Source organism: Pseudomonadota bacterium, assembly GCA_013285465.1.
Classification (GTDB): domain Bacteria; phylum Pseudomonadota; class Alphaproteobacteria; order Micavibrionales; family CSBR16-224; genus CSBR16-224.
Map to the genome: position 1 here is coordinate 2022830 of CP053449.1, position 15534 is coordinate 2038363.

A 15534-nucleotide genomic window follows, 5' to 3' on the forward strand; every position below is an offset into this window, starting at 1 on the left:
ACTGTTTTGACAGTAAAAAATTTCGCCTATAACGACCAACGGGGAAGATAAATGGCATCAAAAGCGCAAAGCGGCAACCGTAAAAACAAAGGCGCTGCGGCAAATTTAGCGGCAGGTCAGGCCTCCGAAAAAGCAAAATCCTGTTGTCATTCCCACAGTCTGACACTGCTTGTTTTCGCGGTTTCACTGTTTTTATCCGCCTCGCTGATGTTCGCCGTGCAGCCGATGGTCGGCAAGATGCTGCTGCCGCTGGCAGGCGGCACGCCCGCCAGCTGGATTGTCGCCATGGCGTTTTTCCAGATCGCCCTGCTAATGGGCTATATGCTGGCCTGGATGATGTCGCGCTTTCACATCCGCACCCATACGCTGCTGCTGGTCGGGTTGCTCGGGCTTGGTTTTATTTTCCTACCCGTACGCATCGCCGATTATGCCTCCATTCTTGAAACCGGCGGTATTGCCCCCGGCACAATTTTCACCGTTTTGCTCTTTGCTATCGGTTTGCCTTTTACCGCCTTATCCACCGTATCATCGACCCTGCAACGGCTCTTTACCGCGACCAGCCATAAAGACGCGCAGGATCCCTATTTCCTTTACGCCGCCAGCAATGCCGGCAGTCTGATCGGGCTGTTATCCTATCCTTTGATGGTCGAACCGCTTTTTGCCCTGCAGGATCAGAGTGCCTATTGGCAGATTCTCTATGGCGGGTTGATTATTATGTGTTTGGTCTGTCTAAGCTTTACCAACCGCAAAGAAGAAAAAACGGCCGAGAAAAAAGTTCAGGCCGCAGCAAAAGCCGATGATGAGGAGATCACATGGCATCAGCGCACCACATGGCTGATGCTGGCCTTTTTCCCCTCCAGCCTGTTGATGGGCACGACCATGCATATCACCATGGATGTGGTCTCCGCGCCGCTGCTATGGGTGCTGCCGCTGGGTATTTATCTCATCACCCATATTATGGCTTTTTCCCGCAAAAAAATTATAGCGCGCGAAACACTCTACAGCTCACATGCGATTGCCGTCTGCGCGATTGTGCTGCTTTCCGTCAAATTCCCGGAACTGCAATTGATTACCGCGTCATGGAACGGGGTTATTGTCAGCCTCGTCTCCTTCTTCCTGATTGCGCTGGGTCTGCACACTTATCTGGCGGAAAACCGTCCGCATAGCAAACATCTGACGCAGTTCTATTTCTTCCTTGCCCTCGGCGGCGCATTGGGCGGCAGCTTTAACGCCTTTCTGTCACCGGTCATCTTCAACGACATTCTGGAATATCCGCTGGTTGCCATTGCCTCCTGTGCGATGAACCCTTATTTCAGAACAAAAGTCGCCAATTCGGACATGGCTTTCTTTACCGGCGGTCTGGTGCTGATGTTCCTGTATGTTGCCGGACTGCATTTCGACTTTTTCAACTTTTCGCTGGCCTCACAGGAAGGCGGTTCACTGTTTCAGGTTTACTTCCTTGTCATGGCCTTTACCCTGATGGTCAATGTTCATGCCAAGCTGGGACTGTATGTTTCCGCCGTGTTGTTCTTTGTTATGCTGAATATCACCGCAACAGGGCAGAGTATTCTGACTTTGGAGCGTAATTTTTTCGGCGTCATGCAGGTTGCCGACATTATGACCCCTGTGAACGGCCCGGATGAAGAACCGAAACCCGTCCGCTTTTTCATGCATGGCACCACCCTGCACGGCCTGCAAAAGCTGGATGTTGATCTAAAGACATCGCCGATTACCTCCTATTACGGGCCGCTGATGACGGCGATTGATGCCTATAAACCCGCACATGTCGGGCTGATCGGCCTTGGTGCCGGCACAATTCGCTGTTATCACGCACCGGAGAGGCATTACACCATCTATGAGATTGATCCCGCCGTTGTCGATATCGCCAATAAATATTTCGATTACCTGAAAGATTGCGGCGATGAAAAAGATGTCATCGTCGTCGGCGATGGCCGTCTGGAAATGGAAAAACGCCAAGATGACAAATATGACATGATAATTTTGGATGCGTTTTCATCCGACAGCATTCCCGTCCATCTGATTACGGAAGAAGCCTTTGCGCTGTATAAAAACCGCCTGACGGAAAACGGCGTCATCGCCCTGCATATTTCCAACCGCTATCTGGACTTGAAATATGCCATCGCCGCCACCGCCGCAAAAACAGGCATGACCGCCACATTCATCCATCAGATGCAGGTGACCGACCCGCTACAGGTCTTCAGCATCTGGGTCATTCTGACACCGCCGCATGTCGATCTGACGCCGCTGATGAATGACGGCTGGCTGATTATGCCGCCGGAAGATTTCAAAACCGCCCCCTGGACGGATGAGCATTCGAATATTCTCTCGGTTCTTAGTCGGTATAATTTGTTTTAAGCGCCCGCCCGCTGTATATTGAGCACGAAGAATCACGTGAATCAGCGGGAGAGCCCCATGCCCAAACGTCAGGATATATCCTCCATCGCCGTCATCGGCGCAGGCCCCATCGTTATCGGTCAGGCCTGTGAATTCGATTATTCCGGTGTACAGGCCTGTAAGGCACTGAAAGAAGAAGGCTACCGCGTTATTCTGATCAATTCCAATCCCGCCACCATTATGACCGACCCTTCCCTTGCGGATGCCACCTATATCGAGCCGATTACCGCCGATATCGTTGCCCGCATTCTGGAGAAGGAAAAGCCCGATGTGCTGCTGCCGACCATGGGCGGACAGACCGCGCTGAATACTGCGCTGGAGCTTTACGATAACGGCACATTGGACAAGCTGGGTATTTCCCTGATCGGGGCACAGCCTGATGCCATCCGTCTTGCGGAAGACCGGAGACTGTTCCGCGAATGTATCGAAAAAATGGGATATATCAGCCCGATAAGCGAAATTGCCCGCGGACTTGACGAGGCCATGGCGGCCTTAGATAAAGTCGGCCTGCCCGCCATTATCCGCCCCTCTTTTACACTGGGCGGCACCGGCGGCGGTATTGCCTATAACCGCGACGAATATCTGTATATCGTCCAGCAGGGTCTGAAAGCCTCACCGGTTAATGAAATCCTGATTGAACAATCGGTGCTGGGCTGGAAAGAATATGAGATGGAGGTCATCCGCGACAAAAATGACAATTGCGCGATTATCTGCTCCATCGAAAATATTGATCCGATGGGCGTGCATACCGGCGATTCCGTGACCGTCGCCCCTGCCCTGACGCTGACGGATAAGGAATACCAGATCATGCGCCGCGCCTCGATCGATGTGCTACGCGGTATCGGCGTTGAAACCGGCGGTGCGAATGTGCAATTCGCCGTCAATCCCGCAGACGGTCAATTGGTGATTATCGAGATGAATCCGCGCGTCAGCCGTTCCTCCGCCCTTGCCTCCAAGGCAACAGGCTATCCGATTGCCCGCATTGCCGCCAAACTTGCCGTCGGCTATACGCTGGACGAGCTGCAAAACGACATTACCGAAGTGACCCCGGCCTCGTTCGAACCGTCGATTGACTATGTCGTCACAAAAATTCCGCGTTTCGCCTTCGAAAAATTCCCCGGTGCCGAGCGCATCCTCAGTACCGCGATGAAATCCGTCGGTGAAGCCATGGGCATCGGCAGCTGTTTTGCCGAATCCCTGCAAAAAGCATTATGCTCGCTGGAAACCGGACTGACAGGTCTGGATGATCTGGATTTGAACCCCGATAAAACACGCGAAATGCATCCGCAGCATATTCTTGCCGCCTTATCAACGCCGCGTCCTGACCGTCTGCTGGTGATTGCGCAGGCCTTCCGTCACGGTTTTTCGGTCGCGGATATTCACGATGCCTGCAGTTTTGATCCCTGGTTCCTGCGCCAGATCGAAGAGCTTGTCAAAACGGAACAGAACATCAGGGCAAACGGTCTGCCTGCGGCGGATGACCGCGCCGGATGGCATGCGCTGAAACATGCGGGTTTTTCCGATATGCGCCTTGCCACGCTGTCCGGTAAAAACGAAACGGATATTATGGCGCTACGCAAACAGGCCGGTATTGTGCCTGTTTTCCACCGCGTCGATACTTGCGCCGCCGAATTTCCGAGCCAGACGGCCTATTTCTATTCCTGCTACAGCCCTGCGGCAGCACTTGCCGCACCGCAATGCGAGGCCCTGCCGACAGACCGTAAAAAGGTCGTTATTCTGGGCAGCGGTCCCAACCGTATCGGGCAGGGCATTGAATTTGACTATTGCTGTGTCCATGCCGCCTATGCGCTGGAAAAAATGGGGATTGAAAGCATCATGGTCAATTGCAATCCGGAAACGGTTTCGACTGATTACGATACGTCCGACCGTTTGTATTTCGAACCGCTAAGCTTTGAGCATGTCATGAATATCATCGACAGTGAAAAGCAGAATGGCGAAGTGCTGGGCGTGATTGTGCAGCTGGGCGGGCAAACGCCGCTGAAACTGTGCGAAGCGCTGGAACAGGCCGGTGTCACGGTACTGGGCACGGCGCCTGATGTCATCGACCTTGCCGAAGACCGCAAAAGATTCCAGAAACTGCTGCAGGATACGGGGCTGCGCCAGCCGCCGAACGGCACCGCGACCACACGCGACGAGGCTTTGGCAATTGCCGGGAAGATCGGTTATCCGGTGATTATCCGCCCCTCCTATGTGCTGGGCGGCGAGCGGATGCGCATTGCCTATGAAGCCGGACAGATCGAAGAATATATTGATGCCGCCGCCGAAATTTCCGGCAAATCCCCCGTGCTGATAGACAAATATATGCAGCATGCGATCGAGGTGGATGTTGACGCCTTATGCGATGGCGAGGATGTGCATATCGCCGGTGTCATGGAACATATTGAAGAAGCCGGCATCCATTCCGGCGACAGCGTCTGTGCATTGCCGCCTTATTCCCTGAAGGAAAATGTGATGATCGATTTGATGGATCAGACCATTACGCTGGCCAAGGCGCTGAACATCAAAGGGCTGCTGAATATCCAGTTCGTTGTGCGCGAAAGCCGTGATCCGTCAAATCTGGACGCTTATGAGATTCTGGTGCTGGAGGTCAACCCGCGCGCTTCCCGTACCGTACCTTTTGTTGCCAAGGCGACAGGTGTGCCGCTGCCGCAGCTGGCCACCCGTATCATGCTGGGAGAAAAAATCGACAAGCTGCGCCGTGAAGGTGCCCTGCCCGCCACGCCGCTGACAGGACATGTTGCGGTCAAAGCACCTGTTTTCCCGTTCTCGCGCTTTCCCGGTGTGGATGTTGTACTGGGGCCGGAGATGAAATCAACCGGTGAAAGCATGGGGATCGACCGCAGCTTCCCGCTGGCTTTTGCCAAAGCACGCCTTGCCGCAGGATCAAAAATTCCGCTGGAAGGCACAGTCTTTATTTCGGTAAAAGACAAGGATAAGTCACGCATTGTGCCGCTGGCGGCAAAATTGCAGGATCTTGGCTTTAAAATTGTCGCCACCGGCGGTACGGCACAGTTTTTGGTGGATGCCGGATTGCGAGCCTATAAAATCAACAAAGTCCATGAAGGCCAGCCGCATGTGATTGACGCCATGATCAACGGCGATATCTGCATGATGCTGAACACCACACAAGGCCCGCGCGCCGTCACTGACAGCTTTGACTTGCGCCGCGGCGCGCTTCATAATAAAATACCTTATTACACGACGATTTCGGGTGCACGGGCCGCCGTCGAAGCGATTTCAGCGCTGAAAAGCGGTCAGTCATTCGGTATCGTTCCCCTGCAGGATTATATGAAGCGTGAGAAAGATACCGGCTGCGATGTCGCCGCCTGAAATTGTCGTATTCCAAAAAAAAAACACCGGAGTTAAAAAAATGGACAAAATGCCCATTACCACCACAGGCTATCAACAGCTGGAAGCCGAGCTGAAAAGACTGAAAAGCGAAGAGCGCCCGGCGATTATCGAGGCGATTTCCGCTGCCCGTGAACACGGCGATTTATCGGAGAATGCCGAATATCACTCCGCCCGTGAAAAACAGAGTTTTATTGAAGGCCGCATTGCCGATCTGGAAGATAAAATGGCGCGCGCCGAAATCATTGATCCGAAAAAAATCGCCGGTGATACGGTGAAATTCAGTGCCACGATCCATGTCGTTGATGAAGATACGGAAGAAGAGCTGACCTATCAAATCGTCGGGGAATACGAAGCCGATATCGACAAAAATATGCTATCCTTGTCCGCGCCGCTGTCACGCGCCCTGATCGGAAAACGAGTCGGCGACAGTGTCGAGGTGACAACACCAAAAGGCAGTAAAGCCTACGAAATTCTGGGCATATCCTACCAATAGCTGTCCTGCTATCCCTGCAAAAAAACGGAAAGACGCTTCGATGACCGCCCATTTTTGGTTTATTTACGCTTTATCCGCCGCTGTTATGTGGGGACTGGGCTATGTGATATCGGAAAAACTGCTGCGTATCGGCATGACGCCCGCCTTTATGATGGTGATTTCCAATATCGTGATGCTGCCCTTCCTAATTGGCATGACCGCCTATATGGATGCCGGAAAAGGCCAATTGCAATTATTCTTATCCAGCAAAGAAATGATCGCGCTGACGCTGTTCATGGGCGCGCTGATTATCGGTGGAAATCTGCTGATTTTAACCAGTATTCAGGAAAAAAACGCCACCCTCGCCAGCCTGATCGAGATTACCTATCCGATTTTCACCTGCCTGTTTGCCTGGATATTCCTGAAAGAAACGCAAGTGAACTGGGCGCAGGCCGCAGGCGGGGTGCTGATCTTCTCCGGCGTTTGTCTGATCTATCTAAAATCCTGACATTATCCATAAATCTATTGACATAATCTTAATATTTTGTTAAGGTATGGGCTATTATCCTGCCGTTCCCTCTATACGGATACAGGCGGAAAATGGCGATTTTTATAAAGGGTGGTGTGAAATATGTCGGAGAATACCAGAATCAATCTGAAACATTATATCGGGAAACCGTTTCGCAGCGATGCTTTCGCGATTGTCACGGCGATTGCGCTTGGTATCGGCGGCGGTACCGGCATTGGTGTCGGGTTGCACAATGTACTGGACACCGCGCCGGATCTGGACGGTACGGCGCAACAGGAAACCGCCTTTCAGGAGCTTTCTGCAGAGATCAGCGCCATCGGCCTTGAGAAGGCGCAAATCGAAATAGCCCAGAAACAACATGAGCTCGGTGTTCTCAAAGGAACACTGACAGGTGATGCCGCAACCGAATCCGCAGATGCCGTTGCCCAAATGCAAAAAGACCTCGCACTGCAAAGCTACGGCACATTGCTTGATCTTTTCAATCACGGCACGCAAGGCGCGGAAGCTGATGTGTCCGAGGCGCAATTTGTCGAACTCGCACAAGCTTTCGAGAAAACCGCCGGTTCAACAGAAGCTTTCGGTCTGGAACTGAATGCCGATAACGCCGCCTATCTGGATGAGGCCCGCATCGAAGCGGCAAAAGACGGCGAACTGACAGGCAACCCCGTTGCGGATGCGCAGGTTATTCACGCCAACATGAAATCCTCGGCAGAAAATCCGGAAGTTCTTGGCGGCTTTGCCGGTATGATATCAGGCATCGGTTTGATGTTTCTGATGCTGTTTGCCGGAATGGATCGCCTGCAAGACTGGAGCTATGAAGACAAGCGCGTGGCACGCCGCCCGAAGAAACAAAAAGGCCTGAACCACTAACCTGAAAAAAACGGAACAAAGATGAGCACAGATAACACTCTCATCAATCTGAAACATTATATCGGGAAACCGTTCCGCAACGATGCCGTCGCGTTTGTAACGGGTGCGGTCGTGGTTCTGGGTGGTGCCATCGGTACGGGCATCGGCATTCATTCCGCCTTGGATAACGCGCCGGACGCAACCGGAACCGCTTTGCAGGAAACCGCCTATCAGGAAGCGCTCGGCAGTATTAATGCGCTTGATCTAAAACAGACCCAGATTGAAATCGCCCAGAAACAGCATGATTTGAACGTTCTGGACGGGACATTAACAGGCGATGCCATTGCCGCAGACGAGCGCAATCTGCGCAAAATGAATGAAGATTTTGCCTTTGAAAGCCACCGCACACTGGTCGGTTTATTTAATGCCGGTGAACCGGGGCAAGAGGCGGACATCTCAGAACAGCAATTCGTGGAACTGGCAAAAGTTTTTGAAGATAAAATCGGCGGAATTGAAGGCTCCGGTCTGACAATTGATGCGGATAATGCCGCCTATCTTGACGAAGCGCGTGTGGATATGGCGGAGGATGGCGATATTACCGGCAATCCGGTCATTGATGCGCAAACGCTGAGCGACAAGATGGAAAGTATGAGCGAAGACCCTGCCGGGCTCGGCGTACTTGGCGGGTTCGTGACACTGATCGCCCTGTTATTCGCAAGTATCGGCGCCTACACCAAGCTTGAAGACTGGTCATTCGAAAGCAAACGCGTTGAACGCCGCCGCCCGAAAAAGACCAAGGGTATCAATCATTAAACAATAGATGAGCTATAAGGATGGCATATTATGGCGGATGAAAATACACGTATTAATCTGAAACATTATATCGGCAAACCGTTCCGCAGTGACGCTTTCGCTATTTTGACGGCACTCGGCGTGGCACTGGGAGGCGGGATCACTGTCGGCAGCAATGTCACTGACAATCAAACAGCTTCCCCTGACACGGACGGCACCGCACAGCAAGACGCTGCCTATCAGAACGTCTTGGACGGTATCACCACACTGGAAGAAGGGAAAACCGCGCTGAAAATCGCCCAAAAGAGACATGAACTCGGCAGTCTGACCGGTGATTTATCAGGTGATGCGCTAAATGAATCCTCCCGCGAAATCGGCACCATGCAACGCAATTTTTCTTTTCAGGGACAAAGCGTACTCATGGATATGCTGACGCATGGTGCGGCAGGCAGCGAAGCAGATATTGCTGAAAATAAAGTCGTGGAACTGGCAAATCTTTTCACAGAAAAAGTCGGTTCCACCTCTGATTTCGGCGTACCGCTTTCCGTTGATAAAATCGCCTATCTGGATGAGGCGCGGCAGGCGATGGGCAAAGACGGTTTTTCCAACAATCCGGTGAAAGACCTGCAAAAACTTGACTCAGAGATGAAAAGCCAGCTTTCCGCTGCCGGTGATGCGGGATTTTTCTCCGGTGCCGGCACATTTTTTGGTCTGATGCTGATGCTGGCAATCGGCGTGACAAAACTGGAGCACTGGGGAAAATACGAGCCGCGCCGCGTTCCGGCGCGCGCCAAAAAGAAATCCGTTAATCACTGATTTTCTATTGCGGGCTTAAGTTCTGCTGCGGCACGCCGTTGATGAAAGTCGTCTGTTTTGTGACATTCCCTGCCGGATCCCATGTTGTCAGTGTGCCGTGTTCCAGATCATTGCGGTAAGCCCCTTCAGCCAGTTTCTGGCCGTTCGGATACCATGACACAAATTTACCGTGCTGTTTACCCTCTGAAAATTCCGCCTCAAGCCGTTTTTGGCCGTTCACATGCCATTCCAGCGCCGTGCCGTCCAGTTTGCCGTTTTTATAGGGTGTTTCCGCAATTTTTTTACCGTCATTATTCCACATTGTTTCCGTGCCGTGCGGCAGACCGTTTTTCATCTCCGACTCAATCAGCTTATGTTCGTCCTGATCCCAATAGGTCAGCAGACCGTTCTGTACGCCGTTTTCCCAGTAAGACTGCATCTTTTTGTGACCATTGGCATAGCGTTCGATATAATCACCGTTGATTTCCCCGTCCTTGATATGCATTTCAACGCTTATGCCCGTTGCTTCATTATTAACTCTGTATTCCCCGGTATAGGGTTTGTCCGCTCCGGGTTTGTAGAGCTTTCCGGCACGTTTTTCAATGCTGTAGATGATCTCTTCTTCGGCAAAGGCGGGGGACGCAAAACCGCAGAAAAAATACACAGACAGCAAAACCGCCAGACTTAAAACGCGCATCTTCAGATATTTCATCGCCGCACAATCCTGCTTTTAGGTTTTCTCTATCAGTTTTTTCCGTCCTATCCTATCATTATAGCAGATTTTCAAATCCATAAAAAACAGGTTCCTGCAAAAGCAATGAATATTCTGGCCTTCATCCTTATCTCCCTTTTTCTCGGCGGTTTATATTTTTTTCTGGGACGCGTTATTCTGGACGGGTTAAAGACCGGAAAAATCCGTCATACCGACAGCAAAAGCCTGTGTGACAAAGCCAAAAACCCCGCCGGATACTGGCTTTTAATTCTGTGGTTTGCCGTCATTATGCTTTTTTGCCTGATTGCATGGCTGAAGGTGCTGTTCAGAGTTTTATTAGGCTGAAACACACTGATTTTTCACCATCTGAAAACAATTGCACTCCCCGTATTTTTCGGCTAAACCTTGTTTATCTTTTATACCATCTTTGCGCAAAGGAGAGATTGCCATGCTGATCGGTGTACCCAAGGAAGTGAAAACGCAAGAGTACCGCGTCGGATTGCTGCCGGCATCGGTGCGTGAATTTATCCGCAGCGGGCATAAAGTTCTGGTCCAGACCGGCGCAGGCGCCAATGTCCATGCCACGGATGAGGATTATAAAGCCGCAGGCGCAGAAATCGCCCCCGATGCGGCAACCGTCTTTGCCAAAGCCGATATGATTATCAAGGTCAAAGAGCCGCAGCCGCAGGAATGCGCCATGCTGCGTGAAGGGCAAATCCTGTTTACCTATCTGCATCTTGCCGCCGACCCCGTACAGGCCAAAGGGCTGATTGACAGTAAATCCATCGCCATTGCCTATGAAACCGTCACCGGCGCGCATGGCGGCTTGCCGCTGCTGGCACCGATGAGCGAGGTTGCAGGACGGATGAGCATTCAGGTCGGCAGTTACTTCCTGCAAAAAACGCAAGGCGGCGCGGGTATTCTGATCGGCGGCGTACCGGGCGTGCGTCCCGCCTCTGTTGCCATTATCGGCGGCGGTATCGCCGGAACAAATGCCGCAAAAATGGCTGTCGGCATGGGTGCGAATGTCACCATTCTGGAACGCTCGCTTGACCGCATCCGCTATCTGGATGATCTGTTCGGTTCACAGGCCACTGTGCTGTATTCCACAGCCGATACGGTGGAACAATGTGTTGTGAATGCCGATCTGGTTATCGGTTCGGTTCTGGTTCCCGGTGCGAAAGCGCCGAAACTTGTCACCCGTGCCATGCTGAAACAGATGCGCCCCAATTCGGTCGTGGTCGATATCGCCATTGATCAGGGCGGATGTCTGGAAACCAGCCGTCCGACCACGCATGACGAGCCGACCTATCTGGATGAAGGCATCCTGCATTACTGTGTCACCAATATGCCGGGGGCGGTTGCCCTGACATCAGCGCAGGCACTGAACAACGCCGTGCTGCCCTATGCGCTGGAACTGGCCAATAAAGGCTGGCAAAAAGCCTTGCAGGATAACAAACATCTGCTGAACGGGCTGAACGTCTTCCACGGCAAAATCACCCATGCCGAGGTCGCCCATGATCTGGAGCTGGAATTTTCCGCGCCGGAACAATGCCTCGCAGCCTAAAACGGCGGCGGGGTTATTCTTTCACCTCGATCAGTTCGGCACGCTGGAACACCGGATAGAGTTCACTCAAGATATCCATGATGACATGGGACTTGGCTTCGGTCAGGCGCAAAGCGGTATCCGCCAGTTTCTGCCCCTCGACCGGATTTAAGAACAGATGCCGTATTTCCGTGTACAGCTCTTCCTCGCCTTCCAGACGGCGGGCGGCGCTGACATCTTCAAAATCCTCGCAGATCGTGACGAAATTATGCATATAGGGACCGTAGAGAATCTGGCATTCCAGCCGCCCCGGTTCAATCGGGTTATGGCCGCCATGCGGAATGAATGAGCCGCCGATACAAACCATCGAAATCGCACTGAAATAAAGCCCCAATTCTCCGATCGTATCGACCAGATGGATATCATCCTCCGGTCCCGGCAAGGCACCGAGCGAGCGCTGCGAAACTTTCAGCCCCTCCTCCGCACAGAGCGCCAGAATATCGTTGCGGCGGTCGGGGTGGCGCGGCGCGATAATCGTCACATTTTCGGGAAAGTTTTCCTTCAGCTTTTTATGAATACGCAGCGCGATTTCCTCTTCACCCTCATGGGTGCTGGCAAACAGCCAATGCGGCCTTTCCTCCAGCGCATCCAGAAGTTTTTCCAGATCGCGTTCGTCACAGCCGAGCGGTGCGGCGGAATATTTCAGATTACCCGACGGGCGCACATTCTGCCCGCCGATCCCTTCGAAATGTCCGGCTTCATATTCATTCTGCACAAGACACATCTGGAAAGCGCCCAGCACATCCTTACCGAAACTTCCCAGCTTTGACCAACGGTGGAAAGAGCGTTTGGACATGCGGCCGTTAATCAGTGCCGCGGGAATATTGCGCTGTTTCATTTCCATCAGCATATTCGGCCATAATTCCGATTCCGCCCATAACACGACATCCGGCTTCCAATGCTCCAGAAAATCCGCAACATATTCAGGGTGGTCCAGCGGGATAAATTGATGGAAAGCGCGTTTGGGCAGGCGTTTTTCCATCAGCTCTGCCGAGGTCACAGTACCGGAGGTCACAAGCACATGCGCCTTGGGAAACAGGCTTTGCATCTGTTCGATCAATGCCAGCAGCGACAAGACTTCGCCCACACTGGCACCGTGCAGCCAGATCAGCTTGCCGCGCGGACGTTTACGCGACGGCTTGCCGAAACGCTCACCCAGACGGGCTTCGACCTCTTTGCCCTTTTCCAGCCGGCGTGTCAGATACCAGGGCAGAAAAGGCGTCAGCAATTTTGTTCCTGTGCGGTAAAACCGGTACATGGGAATCCGTTTTCTATTTTTTGTTTTTCTTTTTCGGTGCGGCTTTCGGCGCATCGGTAAAAAAGGCGGCTTTCAGAAGTTCTTTCGTGTACTCCGTTTCCGGGCTTTCAAAAATCTGTTCCCGGCTGCCGATTTCGACAATTTTCCCGTGCTGCATCACCAGTACATGATGCGACATCGCGCGTACGACTTTCAAATCATGGCTGATGAAAATATAGGACAGATTATGGCGTTTCTGCAAGTCGCGCAACAGCTCGACAATCTGCGCCTGTACCGACATATCCAGCGCCGAGGTCGGCTCGTCCAGTACAACCAGTTTCGGATTTAAAATCATCGCTCGCGCAATGGCAATCCGTTGCCGCTGCCCGCCGGAAAATTCATGCGGATAACGGAAGCGCGTTTCAGGGTCAAGACCGACCTCCTCCAAAATCGCCACAACACGGTCATCACGCTCTTTTTGCGACAGATGTTTCTGATGCACCAGCAGACCTTCTTCAATAATGCCGCGCACCGACAGACGCGGTGACAGCGCGCCGTAAGGGTCCTGAAAAACCAGCTGCATATCGGCACGCAGCGGGCGCATCTGTTTCTGGCTCAGATGCGTCACATCCTGCCCGTTAAAAGAGATTTTGCCCTGTGCCTGCAGCAGCCGCAAAATGGCAAAACCCAAAGTCGATTTTCCCGAGCCTGACTCGCCGACGATACCAAGCGTCTGCCCTTCGCGCAGAACCATATCAATTCCATCCACGGCGCGGACATAATCGACCGTGCGGCGCATCACGCCTTTTTTAATCGGGAAATAAACCTTCACATCCTCCGCCGTCAGCAGCACGCGGGCATTATCATTCACCGACGGCGGCGCGCCTTTCGGCTCCGCAGACAGCAGCGCCTTGGTATAGGCATGTTCCGGCGTTTCAAATACCGCTTTCGTTGCTCCCTGCTCGACAATCTCGCCGCGGTTCATCACACAGACATGGTCGGACATTTTACGCACAACATTCAAATCATGGGTAATCAGCAAAATCGCCATATCCAGCTCTTTTTGCAGTTTTTGCAGCAGTTCCAGAATTTGCAGCTGCACCGTCACATCCAGCGCCGTTGTCGGCTCATCCGCAATCAGGATATCCGGCTCATTCGCCAATGCCATTGCAATCATCACGCGCTGGCGCTGCCCGCCAGATAATTCATGCGGGAATGCGCCCAGACGGGTTTTCAATTGCGACAATCCGACCATCTCCAGCAGCTCCTGCACCCGTGCGCGGGCGGCAGTCTCCGACATCTTCTTATGCAGGAATAACGGCTCGGCAATCTGGCGTTCAATCGTATGCAGCGGGTTCAGCGCCGTCATCGGTTCCTGAAAGATCATCGAAATACGGTTGCCGCGAATACTGCGCAGCACGGATTTTGAGGCGCCGATCACATTCTGCCCGTCAAAGACGATCTCGCCCGACGGATGCGACGCCATCGGATAAGGCAATAATTGCAAAACGGATAAAGCCGTGACGGATTTTCCCGATCCGGACTCGCCGACCAGCGCCGTGGTTTTGCCTTTTTCAACCGTAAAGCTGACCTTTTTCACCGCCGCGACAGATTGCTGGTCAGGCACGCGGAACGTCACGGATAAATCTTTTACAGTCAGGAGTGTCATCTACGCATCCTTTTCCTTGCTTTGCGCCATTTCAGCAACGGCGTTTTCTTCCACGCCCTTCTGGACGAAAATTTTACGCGGGTCAAAGGCGTCACGCACGGCCTCCCCGACGAATGTCAGCAAACTCAGCATCACAGCCAATGACATAAAGGCAGTAATTCCCAGCCACGGCGCCTGCAGATTGTTTTTCCCCTGCGATAAAAGCTCGCCCAAAGACGGCGATCCCGGCGGCAGACCGAAACCGAGAAAATCAAGACTGGTCAGGGTCGTAATCGCCCCTGTCAGCACAAAGGGCATCAGGCTCAGCGTCGCCACCATCGCATTGGGCAGCGCATGTTTCACCATGATGACAAGGGTCGGCACACCCAAAGCCTGTGCGGCGCGGATATAATCCAGATTGCGGGTACGCAGAAACTCCGCCCGCACTACATCTACCAATGTCATCCAGGAAAACAGCAGCATCAAAATCAGCAGGCTGAAAAATCCGGGTTCGATCACGCTGGCCATGATAATCAGCAGAAACAGCACCGGCATCCCCGACCATATCTCCATAAAACGCTGCGACAACAGATCAAACCAGCCGCCGAAATAACCCTGCATCGCCCCGACCGTCACGCCGATCAGGCTGCCCAGCAGGGTCAGACACAGGCCGAACAACACCGAAATACGAAACCCGTAAATCAGTCTTGCCGTCACATCCCTGCCCTGATCATCGGTGCCAAGCCAGTTTTCTGTCGTCGGCGGTGACGGGGCGGGCCGGTCGAGATTATAATTGATCGTCGCATAGGAATAACGGATCAGTGGCCAGACCATCCAGCCTTTTTCATTAATCAGATCACGCACATAGGGGTCGCGGTAATCCGCTGTTGTTTCAAACTCTCCGCCGAAGGTCGTTTCGGCATAGGAAACAAAAACCGGCGTATAAAACTGCCCGTCATAACGCACCAAAAGCGGCTTGTCATTGGCGATGAATTCGGCAAACAGGCTCAGCACCAGCAGCAGCAGAAACAGCATCAACGACCAGTAACCGCGGCGGTTGCGGCGGAACTGGTGCAGGCGGCGCTTTGCAATGGGCGACAGGATCAT

General features: G+C 52.8%; 13 protein-coding genes. 9 read left to right on the forward strand and 4 right to left on the reverse strand.

Going from position 1 to position 15534, the window contains the following annotated elements; genetic code table 11:
* Positions 1 to 51 precede the first annotated feature (51 nt).
* From HND56_09845 to HND56_09875, 7 genes are all read left to right on the forward strand, one after another.
* Positions 52 to 2376, forward strand: coding sequence for a fused MFS/spermidine synthase (locus tag HND56_09845; protein ID QKK05972.1), 2325 nt, complete (start codon positions 52 to 54; stop codon positions 2374 to 2376).
* A gap of 57 nt (positions 2377 to 2433) precedes the next feature.
* Complete coding sequence (gene carB, locus HND56_09850) at positions 2434 to 5766, forward strand: carbamoyl-phosphate synthase large subunit (protein QKK05973.1); 3333 nt, start codon at positions 2434 to 2436, stop codon at positions 5764 to 5766.
* Positions 5767 to 5806: 40 nt separating this feature from the next.
* Positions 5807 to 6280 carry a transcription elongation factor GreA gene (greA, locus tag HND56_09855; GenBank protein QKK05974.1) on the forward strand — a complete coding sequence of 158 codons (474 nt, stop codon included), beginning with the start codon at positions 5807 to 5809 and terminating at the stop codon, positions 6278 to 6280.
* A 40-nt stretch (positions 6281 to 6320) separates the two neighbouring features.
* Positions 6321 to 6767 carry an EamA family transporter gene (locus HND56_09860; GenBank protein ID QKK05975.1) on the forward strand — a complete coding sequence of 149 codons (447 nt, stop codon included), beginning with the start codon at positions 6321 to 6323 and terminating at the stop codon, positions 6765 to 6767.
* A gap of 123 nt (positions 6768 to 6890) precedes the next feature.
* The gene (locus tag HND56_09865) at positions 6891 to 7658 is read left to right on the forward strand and encodes a hypothetical protein (GenBank protein ID QKK05976.1); all 768 of its coding nucleotides are present in this window, start codon (positions 6891 to 6893) and stop codon (positions 7656 to 7658) included.
* A gap of 21 nt (positions 7659 to 7679) precedes the next feature.
* Positions 7680 to 8450, forward strand: coding sequence for a hypothetical protein (locus tag HND56_09870; GenBank protein ID QKK05977.1), 771 nt, complete (start codon positions 7680 to 7682; stop codon positions 8448 to 8450).
* Positions 8451 to 8480: 30 nt separating this feature from the next.
* Complete coding sequence (locus tag HND56_09875) at positions 8481 to 9245, forward strand: hypothetical protein (protein QKK05978.1); 765 nt, start codon at positions 8481 to 8483, stop codon at positions 9243 to 9245.
* 4 nt (positions 9246 to 9249) lie between these two features.
* Here HND56_09875 and HND56_09880 read toward each other — a convergent pair whose 3' ends face one another.
* On the reverse strand, positions 9250 to 9936 hold the full coding sequence (locus HND56_09880) for a toxin-antitoxin system YwqK family antitoxin (protein ID QKK05979.1): 687 nt from the start codon (positions 9934 to 9936) through the stop codon (positions 9250 to 9252).
* Positions 9937 to 10041: 105 nt separating this feature from the next.
* On the opposite strand from HND56_09880, the gene HND56_09885 reads away from it, so the two are divergent.
* On the forward strand, positions 10042 to 10281 hold the full coding sequence (locus tag HND56_09885) for a hypothetical protein (GenBank protein QKK05980.1): 240 nt from the start codon (positions 10042 to 10044) through the stop codon (positions 10279 to 10281).
* 103 nt (positions 10282 to 10384) lie between these two features.
* Entirely contained in the window at positions 10385 to 11503 is a 1119-nt protein-coding gene (gene ald / locus HND56_09890; GenBank protein ID QKK05981.1) for an alanine dehydrogenase, read from the forward strand.
* A gap of 13 nt (positions 11504 to 11516) precedes the next feature.
* On the opposite strand, the gene HND56_09895 is transcribed toward ald, so the two are convergent.
* The 3 genes from HND56_09895 to HND56_09905 are packed head-to-tail and all read right to left on the reverse strand — an operon-like array spanning position 11517 to position 15534.
* Positions 11517 to 12800, reverse strand: coding sequence for a 3-deoxy-D-manno-octulosonic acid transferase (locus tag HND56_09895; protein QKK05982.1), 1284 nt, complete (start codon positions 12798 to 12800; stop codon positions 11517 to 11519).
* Between the two features lie 13 nt (positions 12801 to 12813).
* Positions 12814 to 14448 (reverse strand): ABC transporter ATP-binding protein, encoded by a 1635-nt coding sequence (locus tag HND56_09900; protein ID QKK05983.1) that lies wholly within the window; start codon positions 14446 to 14448, stop codon positions 12814 to 12816.
* Positions 14449 to 15534 (reverse strand): ABC transporter permease, encoded by a 1086-nt coding sequence (locus HND56_09905; protein ID QKK05984.1) that lies wholly within the window; start codon positions 15532 to 15534, stop codon positions 14449 to 14451.